The 14285-nt window shown below is 68.1% G+C and carries 14 protein-coding genes, 1 tRNA gene, 2 pseudogenes and 1 riboswitch; of the genes and pseudogenes, 7 read left to right on the forward strand and 10 right to left on the reverse strand.

The features are described 5' to 3' along the window. Nucleotides 1-188: 188 nt before the first annotated feature. Together GJV80_RS13705 and thrC are read right to left on the reverse strand one after the other, a co-directional pair. Nucleotides 189-465, reverse strand: a pseudogene (locus GJV80_RS13705) (MoaD/ThiS family protein). A gap of 2 nt (nucleotides 466-467) precedes the next feature. After that, a complete protein-coding gene (gene thrC, locus GJV80_RS13710; protein WP_370518745.1) occupies nucleotides 468-1745 on the reverse strand; it encodes a threonine synthase in 1278 nt (425 codons plus the stop codon). 13 nt (nucleotides 1746-1758) lie between these two features. Next, nucleotides 1759-1882: riboswitch (SAM riboswitch) on the reverse strand. A 157-nt stretch (nucleotides 1883-2039) separates the two neighbouring features. Between thrC and GJV80_RS13715 the strand changes: the two genes are divergently transcribed. Next, a complete protein-coding gene (locus GJV80_RS13715) occupies nucleotides 2040-2486 on the forward strand; it encodes a hypothetical protein (RefSeq protein WP_230207684.1) in 447 nt (148 codons plus the stop codon). A gap of 32 nt (nucleotides 2487-2518) precedes the next feature. On the opposite strand, the gene GJV80_RS13720 is transcribed toward GJV80_RS13715, so the two are convergent. Both GJV80_RS13720 and GJV80_RS13725 read right to left on the reverse strand, forming a co-directional pair. Beyond that, nucleotides 2519-3445 (reverse strand): phosphotransferase, encoded by a 927-nt coding sequence (locus GJV80_RS13720; protein ID WP_154688375.1) that lies wholly within the window; start codon nucleotides 3443-3445, stop codon nucleotides 2519-2521. Between the two features lie 69 nt (nucleotides 3446-3514). Next, entirely contained in the window at nucleotides 3515-3826 is a 312-nt protein-coding gene (locus GJV80_RS13725; protein WP_154688376.1) for a DUF3263 domain-containing protein, read from the reverse strand. Between the two features lie 95 nt (nucleotides 3827-3921). On the opposite strand from GJV80_RS13725, the gene GJV80_RS13730 reads away from it, so the two are divergent. The 3 genes from GJV80_RS13730 (at nucleotide 3922) to manA (ending at nucleotide 6183) form a co-directional block, all read left to right on the forward strand. Beyond that, entirely contained in the window at nucleotides 3922-4380 is a 459-nt protein-coding gene (locus GJV80_RS13730) for a Gfo/Idh/MocA family protein (RefSeq protein WP_195908922.1), read from the forward strand. 127 nt (nucleotides 4381-4507) lie between these two features. Further along, nucleotides 4508-4990 (forward strand): hypothetical protein, encoded by a 483-nt coding sequence (locus GJV80_RS13735; protein WP_154688378.1) that lies wholly within the window; start codon nucleotides 4508-4510, stop codon nucleotides 4988-4990. Further along, entirely contained in the window at nucleotides 4987-6183 is a 1197-nt protein-coding gene (gene manA, locus GJV80_RS13740) for a mannose-6-phosphate isomerase, class I (protein WP_154688379.1), read from the forward strand. The genes GJV80_RS13735 and manA overlap by 4 nt, the downstream gene beginning before the upstream one ends. Nucleotides 6184-6218: 35 nt before the next feature. On the opposite strand, the gene GJV80_RS13745 is transcribed toward manA, so the two are convergent. Continuing rightward, on the reverse strand, nucleotides 6219-7229 hold the full coding sequence (locus tag GJV80_RS13745; RefSeq protein ID WP_154688380.1) for a hydroxyacid dehydrogenase: 1011 nt from the start codon (nucleotides 7227-7229) through the stop codon (nucleotides 6219-6221). 138 nt (nucleotides 7230-7367) lie between these two features. On the opposite strand from GJV80_RS13745, the pseudogene GJV80_RS25100 reads away from it, so the two are divergent. Then, nucleotides 7368-7661 (forward strand): annotated as a pseudogene (locus GJV80_RS25100) (Gfo/Idh/MocA family oxidoreductase); the annotation flags it as partial. A gap of 68 nt (nucleotides 7662-7729) precedes the next feature. Here GJV80_RS25100 and GJV80_RS13755 read toward each other — a convergent pair. The 5 genes from GJV80_RS13755 to GJV80_RS13775 all read right to left on the reverse strand — a co-directional run bounded on the left by GJV80_RS13755 (nucleotide 7730) and on the right by GJV80_RS13775 (nucleotide 13030). Next, entirely contained in the window at nucleotides 7730-8227 is a 498-nt protein-coding gene (locus GJV80_RS13755) for a hypothetical protein (RefSeq protein ID WP_154688381.1), read from the reverse strand. A gap of 110 nt (nucleotides 8228-8337) precedes the next feature. Then, a tRNA-Thr gene (locus GJV80_RS13760) sits at nucleotides 8338-8413 on the reverse strand. A gap of 239 nt (nucleotides 8414-8652) precedes the next feature. Continuing rightward, the gene (locus tag GJV80_RS13765; protein ID WP_154688382.1) at nucleotides 8653-9855 is read right to left on the reverse strand and encodes a sulfotransferase family protein; all 1203 of its coding nucleotides are present in this window, start codon (nucleotides 9853-9855) and stop codon (nucleotides 8653-8655) included. 152 nt (nucleotides 9856-10007) lie between these two features. Next, complete coding sequence (locus GJV80_RS13770; RefSeq protein ID WP_154688383.1) at nucleotides 10008-11648, reverse strand: class I adenylate-forming enzyme family protein; 1641 nt, start codon at nucleotides 11646-11648, stop codon at nucleotides 10008-10010. 83 nt (nucleotides 11649-11731) lie between these two features. Further along, on the reverse strand, nucleotides 11732-13030 hold the full coding sequence (locus GJV80_RS13775) for a beta-ketoacyl synthase (protein ID WP_230207686.1): 1299 nt from the start codon (nucleotides 13028-13030) through the stop codon (nucleotides 11732-11734). 155 nt (nucleotides 13031-13185) lie between these two features. On the opposite strand from GJV80_RS13775, the gene GJV80_RS13780 reads away from it, so the two are divergent. Together GJV80_RS13780 and GJV80_RS13785 are read left to right on the forward strand one after the other, a co-directional pair. Further along, nucleotides 13186-13734, forward strand: a complete 549-nt coding sequence (locus tag GJV80_RS13780) for a gamma carbonic anhydrase family protein (RefSeq protein WP_154688384.1) — start codon at nucleotides 13186-13188, stop codon at nucleotides 13732-13734. 47 nt (nucleotides 13735-13781) lie between these two features. Beyond that, nucleotides 13782-14285, forward strand: coding sequence for an O-acetyl-ADP-ribose deacetylase (locus GJV80_RS13785; protein WP_154688385.1), 504 nt, complete (start codon nucleotides 13782-13784; stop codon nucleotides 14283-14285).

A 14285-nucleotide genomic window follows, 5' to 3' on the forward strand; every position in this document is an offset into this window, starting at 1 on the left:
CCGGTCGCCCAACTAGTACCAACTTCCACCTGCGACCGGTGGCGGTCAGCCGGGCGTCCCGGATAGCGGGACGCAGCTCGTCGGCTGTTCGGCGAGACGTCGGCGGCCTCCCGGCACGGAAACGGCCCGGGCTCACCAAGCCCGGGCCGTGGAACCAGCGCCGGCGCTGACGCCGACGCAGGACCTCATCAGCCGCCGGCGACGGCCGGGATGATCGACACCTGGGCACCGTCGGGGACCTCGGCGTCCAGACCGCCGATGAAGCGTACGTCGTCGTCGCCGACGTAGACGTTGACGAAGCGGCGCAGCGCACCGGTGTCGTCGAGGACCCGGGCCTTCAGCCCTGGGTAGCCCTGCTCCAGCGAATCGATCAGCTCGGAGATCGTGCCGCCGTCGGCCTTGACCTCCCTTCTCACCACCGGTGTAGGTGCGCAGGATGGTCGGGATGCGTACGGATGCGCTCATGATCAGTTGTTGGCCTTCCAGAACTCTTCGAACGCGTCGTAACGCGGCTTGATGGTCGCCTTCGGTCCGACCTGGCTGCTGACGGCGTCCAGGGTCTTCAACCCGTCGCCGGAGTTGATGATCACGGTCTCGGCTGCCGGGTCGAGATCACCCTCGGCGATCAGCTTGGCGGTCACACCGACCGTGACGCCACCGGCGGTCTCACCGAAGATGCCCTCGGTGCGGGCCAGCCGACGGATGTTGGTGACGACGGTCTCGTCGTCGACGTCAGTGATCTTGCCGCCGGTCTTGCGCACCACGTCCAGCACGTACGGCCCGTCGGCCGGATTCCCGATCGCCAGCGACTTGGCGATGGTGTCCGGCTTGACCGGGGCGACCACCTCGTGGCCGGCGCGGTACGCCTGGGCGATCGGCGAGCAGCCGGTGGCCTGGGCACCGAAGATCTTGTACGCCTTCTCCTGCACCAGACCGAGCTTGATCAACTCACGGAAACCCTTGTCGATCTTGGTCAGCTGGGATCCGGAGGCGACCGGGATGACCACCTGGTCGGGCAGCCGCCAACCCAGCTGCTCGGCGATCTCGAAGGCCAGCGTCTTGGAGCCCTCGGCGTAGTACGGCCGGACGTTGACGTTGACGAACGCCCAGTCGTCCTCCTCGCCGGCGATCTCGCTGGCCAGCTTGTTGACGTCGTCGTAGGTGCCCTCGATGGCGATCAGCGTTGTGTCGTAGACGGCCGAGGCGAGGATCTTCTGCCGCTCCAGGTTGGACGGCACCAACACCACCGACCGGATTCCGGCGCGAGCCGCTGCCGCGGCGACCGCATTGGCAAGATTGCCGGTTGACGGGCAGGCCAGCACCTGCAGCCCGAGCTCGCGGGCCGCCGACAGCGCAACGGCGACAACGCGGTCCTTGAACGAATGGGTCGGGTTGCCGGAGTCGTCCTTCACCCACAGCTGCCGCAGGCCGAGATCATCGGCGAGGTTGCGGGCGTCGACCAGTCGGGTGAACCCGGGGTCGGTGGACCGGAAGGTCGCGATGTCGGCCGGAACCGGCAGCAGCGGCTGGTAACGCCAGATGCTCTTCGGTCCGCGTTCGATCTGTTCGCGGGTGATCTGCGGGTATTCGTAGCCGACCTCGAGCGGCCCGAAGCACTCCAGGCACGCGTAGAACGGGCCGAGTGGGCTGGTCGCGCCGCAGGCCCGGCAGATCAGGTGGGTAGCGTTGCCGAATGCTCCGGGGCGACAGCCCGCGGGAGCCTCGGCGGCGAGCGCCGTCGTCACAATGTCCCTGCTTTCATCATCTTTCTCCCACGGCTTTCGTGGGAGTCGGAGTTGGCACCTTGCTCGGTCGACGGGAATCGCTCGAGCTGGTTGCCGGGGGATCATCGGGCCGTTCCCTCGCCCCCTCTGGATGAGCTATGGACAGCGTACGGTGTCGACCCCGCCCCGCACCTAACCGAATCTCATACTGTGATGCCAGTGCTCAATATATGAGACGCCAGGCAGCCGCGGTCCGGCCGGAGGTCACCGAACGGGGCGCCCGCGACCTGCCCCACCCGGCCTAGAGTGGACTACATGCTCATGGCGATGATTCACGCCGTCGAACCGATCGGGGGCGGTCGCCTCACCCGGGCACAGGCGCTGCGCCATTGGGGCAACTGGGTCAATCTGTCCACCCCGCTCGGGATGCTGGTCAGCCGGATCGGCGGTGCGCGGGTCAGGCGCGGACCGAGGGGCCTTTATCTGGCCGAGGGGTACCGGCTGAGCTTTCCGATCGCGTCCGCCTTCACCATCGGCGATGTGGTGATCACCGGTCGCGACTGGGACGACCTGTTGGCGGCGAGCCCGGATCTGCTGTCGCACGAGGAACGCCACAGCCGGCAGTACTTCGCCTGCCTCGGACTGCCGTTCTTCCCGCTGTACGGCCTGGCCATGCTGTGGTCCTACGTGCGGACCCGCTCCGTCGCGCTGGGCAACGCCTTCGAACGCGATGCGGGGCTGGCCGAGGGCGGCTATCTCTGAGGGCCCATCCAGCCCCCGCTGCCGGCGCAAGATCAGGCGTCGGCCAGCACGTTGCGGGCCATCGCCAACCGGTCCGAACGCCTGGCCGGCAGCGTGTGCCAGTAGTAGCTGAAGGTGCCCAGGGCGATCGCCAGCGCCCAGGCCCGGCCGCGCAACCAGGTCGCCTCGTCGACCCCCAGCCGTTCCCGGAAGGCATCGCGTGCTGTCGGACCGAAGAGTTCCCAGGCGCCGTGCAGGTCGATGGTCGGATCTCCCACCGACACGTTGAAGTCGATCACCGCGGACAACCGGCCGTCGTTGATCAACAGGTTCTCGGCGACCAGATCGCCGTGATACCAGTGGTCCGACCCAGGGCGATCGGCGCCGGGCAGACGCAGCGCGTCCTCCCAGACCGCCACAGCCTGATCGAGGTCCAGATCGATGTCGGGGTTGGCCCGGCAGTCAGCGAGATAGCGGCGTACCGCGGAATCGTGTTCGGTCAGCGAGCGGCCGCGATAGCTGCGCAGCCGATGATCACGAACCGCCTCGTCGGTCAACGGGGTACCGCGGATGGCCAGGATGACATCGGCAAGATCACCGGCCAGCCGGTGCTCGGCGGGGTCCGCGGGATCGTCGGGCCGGTGGGTCGCCGGACGCTCGCCGGGCAGCCAGCCCAAGATCGACCAGGCCTCCGGATAGCCGAGATCCGGGTGCCCGACCGCCACCGTGCGGGGCACCGCCACGCCGAGCCGCGGGCGGAACACATCGGCCCAGTGCCGCTCACGTTCCAGAGCGGACCCGTTCCCGGGTTGCAGCGGCAGGCGTAGCAGAAGATCCTCACCCAGCCGGAACAGCGCATTGGTCGAGCCCGTCAGCTGCATCCGCCGGAGCGGCAGGCCGGCGTATTGCGGATACTGAGCTTCGAGCAGCGCCCGGACCAGGTCCGTATCGATCGGGATCTCGTCGTCGTGCAGCGTCACCGCGCCATTGTCGCGACGCGCCGGAACCAGGTCGAACGAATTGCCCAGGAACCCGATCAGCGGGGTCGCTCAGTTGTCCACGCTGAGATCGATGCCCAGCCGGCGCGCGGAGCGGTTGCGCTGTCGGGTCGCGCGCAGCCGCCGCAATCGCTTGACCAGCAGCGGATCGTGCGCCAGGGCCTCGGGCCGGTCGATCAGCGCATTGAGCAGTTGGTAGTAGCGGGTCGCCGACATCTCGAACCTGTCGCGAATGGCCTGTTCCTTGGCCCCGGCGAATTTCCACCACTGGCGTTCGAAGGACAGGATCTCGGCATCGCGGTCGCTGAGTTCGCCCGCCCGGTCGTCACCCGGAACGCTGACTGCCTCGTTCGCTGACACCATGCGGCCATCCTAAACGCAAATAACACTCATGTCATTCAGTCCGTCGGCGAGGCGCCCGGATCGAAACCCACCGCGCCATGCGGTTGGATAGCACCGTGACCGCCAAATCCGAACCAGTCACCACTGTGCCACGCGTCCGCTGGGGCATCCTCAGCACCGGCCACATCGCCGGCGTCTTCGCCCGCGACCTCGCGCTGATGCCGAGCGAGGCCGAACTCGGCGCAGTGGCCTCCCGAACGATCGACAAGGCCAAGACGTTCGCCGACGAGTACGGCTTCGCCAGGCCCTACGGCAGCTATGCCGAACTGGCAGCAGACCCCGATATCGATGTGGTCTACATCGCGTCACCGCACAGTGATCATTTCGCGTCGGCCAAGCTGTGCCTCGAGTCCGGCAAGTCGGTGCTGGTGGAGAAGCCGCTCACGGCGAGCGCGGCCGACACCGAGACGCTGGTCAACCTCGCCCAGGAGCGCAGCCTGTTCCTGATGGAAGCACTCTGGACCCGGACCAATCCCCCTGCTGCGCAAGGCGGCGGAGATCGCCACCTCCGGTGAACTGGGCCCGATCCGGCACGTCGACGTCAGCTTCGGCTTCCGGTTCACCGGTGACGATGATCATCGGCTGCTCAATCCCGACCTGGCCGGCGGCGCGGTCCTCGACCTCGGTGTCTACCCCACCCATGTGGTGAACCTCTTCCTCGGAGAGCCGGCAAGCGTGCACGGCGCGGGCTACCGTGCCCGCACCGGGGTCGATGCTCACACCGCGGCGGTCTTCTCCTATCCCGCGACGCCCGAGCGCCCCGCGGCGACGGCGTCGCTGCTGTGCACCCTCGACCTGACCCCTGCCAACCGGACGACGGTCTACTGCGAGGACGGGCGGATCGAGATCGGCAACGTGGTCAAGCCGGAATCGATCACCGTCGTTCGCGGCGGACTCGGCGATCCGGCCGACGGTACGCCGACCGAAACCAGCGAGGAGCTGGTCACCCAGCTTCCGGGCGGCGGCTACACGTTGCAGGCCCAGGAGGTGATGCACCGACTCCGCAGTGGCGAGTTGGAGTCACCGCTGGTTCCCTGGGCTGACACCCTCGGCGTGGCCCGCACGCTGGACCGCTGGATGGGCGTGGTGGAAGGGCCGGGCAGGGTCGAGGCGGTCGACCGGTGAAGCGCCTGGTCGGCAGGATCCAGCCGTACGCCTGGGGTTCGACCACCGCACTGCCCCAGTTCCTCGGCACCGAGCCGACCGACGATCCGCAGGCCGAGCTATGGCTCGGGGCACATCCGCTGGCCCCGGCCGGCCTGGTCACCGACGAAGGTGAGCAGCCGCTGGACGCCGCGATCGCGGCCGATCCCGCCGGCTGGGTCGGCGCCGCATCGGTCGATCGCTTCGGGCCACGGCTGCCGTACCTGATGAAGGTGCTGGCGGCGGCGCGACCGTTGTCCCTGCAGGCCCATCCGGACCGGGCCCAGGCTGAGGACGGGTTCGCCCGCGAAGAGGCGGCCCGGATTCCGCGGGACGCGCCGGAGCGGACCTACCGCGACAACTGGCCCAAGCCCGAAGCGCTGTGTGCCCTGGGAGATTTCGAGGCGCTCTGCGGGTTCCGGGAACCGGCCGCGACGTACCAACTGTTCACCGCCCTCGGCGTGCCCGCGGCCACCGATCTTGTTTCCCCGCTGCAGTCGGGCGGCGCGGCCGAGCTCGAGCAGGTGTTCGGAACCCTGCTACGGATGCCGGACGCCCGGTCGCTGGTCATCGCCGTCGCCCGGGCCGCCTCGGTCCTGGCATCCGAGCCGGGCCCGGTCGGCCGGTTCGCCAGGACCGCGGCGGAGATCGGCTCCTACAACCCGGGCGATCCCGGAGTGCTGGCCGCCCTGCTGATGAACCGCGTCTCGCTGCACAAGTACGAGGCCCTCTACCTGCCGGCCGGCAATCTGCACGCCTACCTCAGGGGCCTCGGCGTCGAGATCATGGCCAACTCCGACAACGTGCTGCGCGGCGGGTTGACCGGCAAACACATCGACATCGACGAGCTGCTCCGCCTCCTCGATTTCACCCCAGGGCCGGTCGGGCCGGTTCCGATCGAGCAGGTCTCCGAGGCCGTGTACCGCTACCGGACCCAGGCACCGGAATTCGCGCTGTGGCGTGTCGACGTCGATCACGCACCCAGCGACGGGACCGCCGTACCGGCGCACGGATCGGGCCGGGTCGTGCTCTGCGGTGACGGTTCGGTGACGCTGAGATCGGCTGGCGTTGATCTTGGTCTGGGTCGCGGGCAGTCGGCGTACCTATTGCCGGAGGAGGCGGCCGTTGTCCGCGGTGCCGGTGCGGTGTTCGTCGGGGCGTCCGGGCTCAGTTGATCGCGGCTCGGGTGATCATCGAACCGAGCGACAGTTCAGGCGAGCAGGTCGCGACGGTCGGCCGGCACGCGGAAGCGCAGCGGCTCGCCGGCGGCGATCCGGTTGATCTCGCTGACCGCGCCATCGGCCATCCGATCGAGCTCACGGCCCTTTGACCCGGCCAGATGCGGGGTGAGCACGACGTCGGGCAGGTCCCACAGCGGGGAGTCCTCCGGGAGAGGTTCGGGATCAGTGACGTCGAGGATCACCCGGATCCGCCCGGTCGCGGCTTCCTTGATCAACGCTTCATGATCGACGATCTTCCCGCGTGCTGTGTTGATGAACGTGGCGCCGTCAGCCATCCGGCCGAGCAGCTCGCCGGTGATCATCCCGATCGTCTGCGGCAGCAAGGGCGTGTGCAGGCTGACGATGTCGCAGGTGGCGAAGAGTTCCGCCAGTTCGATCTTGCTCGCGCCGAGGGATTCGATCTCGTCCGTCGGGCAGTACGGATCGGCGATCACCACCTCGAGGTCGAAGGGCAGGAGCAATTCCGCGACCCGGCGGCCGACCTTCGACGCGCTGATCAGGCCGACCCGCTTGCGGTAGTTGCCGGCACCGACGTAGACCGACTCGTCGGGGAACTTCCGGGTCCGGCGGTGCTCCTCGATGACCGGCAGCACCCGCTTGTTCTCCAGCAGGATCATGGCCAGGACGTACTCGGCCACCGGCAACGCGTTCAGGTCGGCCATCGAGGAGACCGGGAGGTCGCGGGACCAGACCCCGTCACCGGCGATCGTCTTCACCGTTCCGGCCGCATGGACGACGGCCCGCAGCCTTGGGGCGTGACCCAGTACGTCCTCATCGATCGTCGGGCAGCCCCAGGACGTGAGCAGAACGTCCACCTCGGCCAGCGCCGCCCGGGCGGCCGGATCCTCGAAGCTGGTGATCACGCCGGGCAGCAGATCGACGCGGTCGCTCAGCGCGTCCAGTTCGCCGTGGCCGAACTGCCGGGCGGCCACCGCTTCGCCCATCGCCAGTCCCACCCGTACCCGGTCACCGTGACTCACTGGGCCTCCTCAGCCGGAACTCGTGCAGATCGCGGATCATCATGCCGGGCGGGATCGGCTGCGCGACTCCGGGGTGGTCGGCAATACTCCTGTCATGCATGTCTTGGAGACGGTGCCGGCCCGGTCAGGACGCGGCCGATGATCCGGCTGGGTCTGGTCGGCGCGGCGGACCCCCGGCACCGGCTGTTCCTTGCCGCCCTGCAGCGCCGGCGGGCAGGCGTACGCGTCGTCGGGCTGAGCGAGGCCGATCCCACGGTGCGCGAGAAGTTCGCCGTACAGCATGATCTGCCGACCTGGGCCGACCACCGCGAGCTGCTCACCGGCGCCGATCCGTCCCTGGTCACCGTCGCCCTGCCGGATCCCGGCCGGGCGGTGATCGATGCGCTCGACTCCGGAGCGGACGTCCTGGTGGCGCCGCCGATCTGCATCTCCTCCGCTGAACTGGACACGATCGGCCGGCTGGTCGCTACGACGGGCCGACGGGTCACCGTGCTCAACACCTACCGGGGCCACCCCGCCGCACGGACCGCCAAGGAGCTGATCGACGCCGGACGGTTGGGGCGCCCGGACCTGGTCACGGTGATCGTCGGACCCGAGCACGGGGCGGACCAGCTGCGGCTGATCACCAGCGAGGCGCTCGATCTCTTCGGCTGGCTGATCGGCGGCCGGCCCGGAACAGCCCGAGCGCTTCCGGCCGATCGGGCGGTCCTGGACGACGATCCCGAGGATGCCCTGGCGTTCGGGCAGTTGATCATCACGGTCGACGCGGTCGGCTCACTTGACAGCGAGGGCGACGGTGACGACGGTCCGATGGTGCTCGAGGTCCGGTGCCGCAGCGATGTCGCCTCGTCCTCGGCGATCGTCCAGGTCGCGGGCAGCGAGGGTGCGGTCGAGTGGGACGTCGCCAGCGGCCTGCTGCGGTCGGCGATCAACGGCCGTGAGCCGGTGACCGTGTCGTGCGGCCCGTTCGTCGAACCCGCCGAATGGGTGCTGAACAATCTGGTCCGAAAGGCCCACCCGGTGATCGGCTGCGATGAGACTCTGGCATCGGCGCGCAGCTGGCTCGACCTGGCGGCCGCATCGGGCGGGTTCGCGCCCGACGGGCTTCTGGAGCCGCGTGGGAGAATCGAACTCCCGACATTCGATTTACAAGATCGACGCTCTGCCAACTGAGCTAACGCGGCCGGTGACACCTGTGCGACCGCCAATACTAGACAACCGATCCGGGCTCTGCTGAATCAACGGGACGGCGCGGCCCGTGGTGACCCGCCCGACCCTGCCCGGTCCGCCAGTCCGCCCCGTCCCGCAACCTCAAACTTTGTGCGTGAGGCGTCGAATCTCGGCGATTCGGGTGCACACCATCAAAGTTTGACCTTCGGAATTGTTGGGCCGGCGCGGCAGGGCCGCTACGGCGAGATGAGAACTAGCGGTCCAGGCGGGACCGTACGCCTCGGGCAACGCGACGACCGAGCCTGCGCAGCCTGCGGGCGGTCCCGCGCGAGGTACGCCGCAGCGCCTGGGCCGCGCCGGACCGGTGGTTCGGTTCCAGCGCCGCCAGCTCCTCTTCGGCAGTGGCCAAGGCCCTCTTGGTCTTGGTGAGTTTGTGATTGAGCCGCTCGATCTTGGCCGATGCCTGACTGCGGGCCCGGTCCACCGCCGACGCCCTGGTGTCGCTGCTGATGGCGGCAGCGTCCCGGTACAGCCGGCCGTACCGGTCGGCCAGCGCGTCGAACTCGGTACCAAGATCAGCATCGCCACCCTCGTCGGCGAGACGCTCGCAGGCTGCCCAGACGTCGTCGGCGAGCTGCTGCAGCGCCGGCGGGACGTCGAGTTCGTTCCAGCCGGTCCTGATCCGGTGCAGCTCGGGGCTGATGAAGTCGTCGACCGGGCTGGGTTCCCCAGGCGCCAGGGGCGCGGAGAATTCCAAGCCGAGTCCGTCGCGGACCCGGCCAAGCGCGGTACGCCAGTCGGCGAGCAGGTCGGTGTAACGCAGGTAGACCCGTCGCCGGCCGCGGGTCCGGCGCTCGGTGAGCAGGCTGACGTTGATCCAGCCGGCCACCTTGGAGATCGCGTAGTCCCGGGCCTTGCGTTCGTCGTCGATGTTGCCGTAGTAGGTCGAGCGGCTGCCGGCCACCTCGGTCGGATACCGCAACATCGTCAGATAGCTGATCGCCAGATCGTGCGCCCTGGCGGCTTCGGTCCACAGGTCGGTCAACCAGATCGATCGCGGGTCCTTGATCACCACCTGCCGATGTCCGTCGACCGCGCCGCCGAGCCAGTCCGTCAACCGGGAACGCGTCTGCTCGTCTGCTACCCGGGCGATCCGCCGGACCGCGTTGGGGTCGGCGTCGAACTCGTACGTGTGAGCGCGGGCCAGCACCTCCTTCTGGAAGTCGACGACCCAGCGGGTCTCGTAGAAGCCGCGCTCGTTGCTCTCGTTCCGTCCGACGAGGGGAGGTGGTATGTGAACCCCCAGCTGGTTCAGTGCCCCGCTGACCGCGCTGGTCCCGCTGCGCCCCGGGCCGGTGACCAACAACAACCTCTGCCCCGTTGCCGGCTCCTGGTTGGATGCCCGCGGGCCCGAGCTGGGCTGATCAAGATCGGCCGCATTCCGCGGTTCCGGCACGGGTTGGCTCCTTCGGGTCGATCACCACAACCTGTTACCCCGGCGTCCAGTTCGACACCATACGGTCAGCACATCAGGCACATCGTGTCACGATCGGCTGTGAAACCGCGGCAGCCGAAGGTCAGCTCGAACGCCGGTCGGACCGGCACCGATCAGGGCTTGTGAAGTTGATCAACCACGGCCGGATCGTTCAGTCGGCCACGCAGGACGTAGTGCATCTTCTTCCCGGTTGCCGTACGGGGAAGATCATCAACGAAGCCGTACCGCCGGGGACGCTTGAAGTCGGCAAGCATCGGGCTCGCCAGGCAGTGCTTGTCCAGCTCGGTGGCCGTCAGACCGGCGTCCGACGGTTGGACGTAGGCGACGACAACCTCGCCCCAGCGATCGTCGGGAAGCCCGACCACTATCGAGTCGACGACTCCGGGGTGCTCGTTGAGCACCTCCTCGACCTGCACCGGATGGACGTTCTCCCCACCGGAGATGATCATGTCGTCCTTGCGGCCGGCGATGGTGACGAACTCCGCCTCGTCCCAGGTGCCCAGGTCGCCGGAGTAGAGCCAGCCGTCGCGGAACTTGGCCTGCTGTTCGTCGGCCTTGTTCACGTACGCATAACCCGACTTCAGTGACCGCATGATCACCTCGCCGGTCGTCGCACCGTCCTTTACGGCAAGATCATCGGGATCGGCCGGCCGATCTTCGTAGACGTTGACGACCCGGACATCGTCGTCGGTACACGCCTGTCCGGCGCTGCCGGCATGATCAGGAAGGTCGGCAGGCCGGAGGAAGGTGTTCCAGAACGCCTCCGTCGTGCCGTAACCGTTGAAGATCCGGGGCGTCAGCACCTCCTGGTAGCGCAGGCAGGCGGCCCGCTCCAGGGGCGCGCCCATCGTGACGATGCCGTGCAACGTCTGCAGATTTCGCGGATTCTTCTCCTGGGCCGCGGCCAACAGCGCGAGGTTGGTCGGCGCACCGATCAGGAATGTCAGACCCTCCTGCTGAACGAGATCGAGAACAAGATCAGCGTCGAAATGCTTCAAGATCACCGAAGCGGCGCCGACGTAGAACACCGGCTGCGGGCCGCCGGAAGAGATGCCGCCGCGGTGGAACCAGGGCGTCATGTTCATGGTCTTGTCCTGCGGGGCCAGTGGGAAGTGCATGATCACGTCGTGAGCGCTGAGCACCTCGGCTGCGTTCGGCAGCGAGACGCCCTTGGGCATCCCCGTGGTCCCGGACGTGTAGAGCCGCAGCGATTCGTCCCAGGCGGTCGCCTTGTCGTACGGCGTCGGGAGCCCAGGCTCGGCAGGCAGGTCCTCGTAGCGTTCGGCACCGTCGATTCCAGGCTCGCCACTGACCGCGACCAGGACGCCGGGCCGATGATCGGCAAGCTCCAGCGCGGTCCTGGTCGACTCGGCAAGCGTGGCGTCGTAGATGAAGACCCGGGGCACGCTGTCGTCCAGTACGTGGGCCGTCTCACCCGGGGAGAACCGGAAGTTGATCGGGCACGCGATCGCACCGAGGTGCTCGATCGCCAGATACAGCTGGGCGAATTCGGCCGAATTGAAGAGCTGGTAGGTGACCACGTCACCCGGTCCGACCCCGCGGTCGGCCAGACCTTGGGCGAGCCGGGCCACGACGTCGCCGAGTTCGGCGTAGGTCCAGCTGCCGGCCGAACCCGGATCGATCAACGCCGGCCGGTCCCCGAAGCGTCGGACGTTGCGCCAGAAACCTGCCAGATAGGTGAAGTTGGCGTCGAACGTGGCGCGATAGGCGCTGTTGTCGTAGCGGTATGGCATGGTCCCCTCGATCCCCTTCCACCCGATCCTCGTCGATCGGTCACGACTCCATCGATCGGCGTCGGCTCACCGAACGATGCCGGTCACTGTACGGCGCTGAACACCGCGACACAGTTCTGACCACCGAATCCGAACGCGTTCGTAGCGGTGATCCCGACCGGCATGCGCCGCGCAACGTTGGGAACATAGTCCAGATCGCAGTCGGGATCAGGCGTGTCGAGGTTGATCGTCGGTGGCACCACCTGGTCACGAATGGCCAGCACCGAGGCCATCGCGCCGAGCGCGCCCGCCGCGCCGATCAGATGCCCGACCATCGACTTGGGGCTGCTGATGGCGAGTTTGCCGGCGGATTCCCCGTACGCCTGGTGCAGCGCCGCGGTTTCGGTGCGGTCGTTGGCCTTGGTCGAGGTGCCGTGGGCGGCGACGTAGTCCACCTCGTCGGGTTTCACCCCGGCGTTGCGCAGGGCGGCGGAGATCGAGTTGGCGGCGTACGTGCCGGTCGGCTCGGGAGCACTGACGTGAAAGGCATCGGCGGTGAGCGCGCCACCGGCCACCGAGGCGTACGGCTTCACACCCCTCCGTGCGGCGTGTTCGGCGGATTCGAGCACGGCAACCACTGCGCCCTCACCGAAGACGAACCCGTCGCGGTCGGCGTCGAACGGCCGGGATGCCTTGGCCGGATCACCGTCGTACTTGCTGAGCGCGCCCATCGCCTGCAGACCGGCGAACATGGCAGGGGTGATGGCGGCGTCGGTGCCCCCGCAGACCACAACATCGGCCTCGCCGGCGAGAATCAGCCGGCGGGCCTCGAGAAAGGCGTATACACCGCTGGCACAGGCCAGCGCGCTGGCCGTCACCGGCCCGTGCAGCCCGAGATCGATGGCCACCTCACAGGCCGGCATGTTGGTCAGTGACGATGACACGAAGTACGGGCTGATCCGGCCGGGTTGATCGCCCAGCAACTGCCGAGTCGCGTGTTCGATGGTGTCGAAGCCGGCTACCGCGGCATTGATCACCACACCGACCCGCTGCGCGTCGATGCCGTCGGCCAGGTCGACCCGGTCCCGCTCGTCGCGCGGTACGTCGGCCTCAGGACCGATCAGGCCGGCGTCCAGCGCAGCCTCCCGGGCGGCTGTGACGGCAAGCTGGGTGAACCGCGTGGAGCGTCGCAGCCGCTTGCCGGTGACGACGCCCGCCGGGTCGAACCCCTTGACCTCGGCCGCGATGTGCACCGCGAAATCGCTGGAGTCGAATTGGGTGATCTGTGCCACGCCGGAGGTCCCGGCTACCAGGGCCCGCCAGGTGCTCTCCCGATCGTTGCCGACCGGGGTGACCGCACCGAAACCTGTGATGACGACCTCATGGGTCAACGCGTTGGTCAAGCCCTGCTCCCACCTGTGCGCTTCGACGACCGGCCGTCCACCCGCGTTGGCGAGAATTTGGCGTACGACTGGTCTTTAATTCTGGGCCCAACATAGAACCGCGCGTCCGATCGCGCCAGCGCGGGGGTCGGGCGCCGCCCGCATACGCTCGACCGATGGGAACCATTGACACGACGGCGTGGGTGGCACCGACCGCGGTGGTGACCGGTGACGTGACACTCGGACCTGGTGCTCGGGTGCTGCACGGCGCGGTGGTCAACGGCGATCGCGGGCCGGTGATCATCGGCGCGGACGTTCTGGTGATGGAGAACGCTGTGCTGCGCGGGCGGCCGAAGCATCCCTTGCGGATCGGCGATGCGGTACTGATCGGACCGCACGCGCATCTGAACGGCGCCCGGATCGAGGACGAGGTCTTTCTCGCCACTGGTGTGTCGGTCTTCGCCGGTGCGGTCGTCGGTGAACGGTCGGAGCTTCGGATCAACAGCGTGCTGCACGTCAACTCGGTCCTCGCCGCCGACACCGTGCTGCCGATCGGCTGGGTTGCGGCGGGCGATCCGGCGCAGTTGTTCCCACCGGACCGACATGAGGAGATCTGGGCGGTGCAGCAGGAGCTGGATTTTCCGATGACGATGTACGGCGTGCCGCGTGGCACGTCGATGCGGGAGATCATGCGCCGACAAAGTGCGGCCTACGCTCCGGACTGACCGACGACCTTCCGGACCCACGCGTTGGTTGTGGCTAACGTTGCGCCGTGACCGAGTTGCGATTCCTGCAGGGAGACATCACCGAGGTCGACGTGGATGCGATCGTCAACGCGGCGAACTCGTCCTTGATGGGTGGTGGCGGCGTCGACGGCGCCATCCATCGTCGCGGCGGCCCCGAGATCCTCGCCGAGTGCAAGGAGCTCCGCCGGACGCGATACCCCGACGGCCTGCCGACCGGTCAGGCGGTGGCCACGACCGCTGGTCGTCTGCCCGCGCGCTGGGTGATCCACACCGTCGGTCCGGTGTACGCCGCGTCGCAGGACCGGTCAGACCTGCTGGCCTCGGCCTTTCGCGAGTCGCTGCGGGTCGCCGATGAACTCGGGGCCGCAAGCGTCGCCTTCCCGGCGATCTCGGCCGGAATCTACGGCTGGCCCATGGACGATGCCGCCCGGATCGCGGTCACCACGGTGCGGTCGACGGACACGTCGGTACGCGAGGTGACGTTCGTGCTGTTCGGCCAGCACGCCTATGACGCGTTCACCTCGGTGTGA

Origin of the sequence: Microlunatus sp. Gsoil 973 (assembly GCF_009707365.1) — a bacterium.
Classification (GTDB): domain Bacteria; phylum Actinomycetota; class Actinomycetes; order Propionibacteriales; family Propionibacteriaceae; genus Microlunatus.

Excerpts from the sequence above, each read along its gene's own strand:
- GJV80_RS13770 (WP_154688383.1), bottom strand. The coding sequence starts at position 11,648 with ATGCCATACCGCTACGACAACAGCGCCTATCGCGCCACGTTCGACGCC.
- GJV80_RS13780 (WP_154688384.1), top strand. The coding sequence starts at position 13,186 with ATGGGAACCATTGACACGACGGCGTGGGTGGCACCGACCGCGGTGGTG.
- GJV80_RS13715 (WP_230207684.1), top strand. The coding sequence starts at position 2,040 with ATGCTCATGGCGATGATTCACGCCGTCGAACCGATCGGGGGCGGTCGC.
- GJV80_RS13725 (WP_154688376.1), bottom strand. The coding sequence starts at position 3,826 with ATGGTGTCAGCGAACGAGGCAGTCAGCGTTCCGGGTGACGACCGGGCG.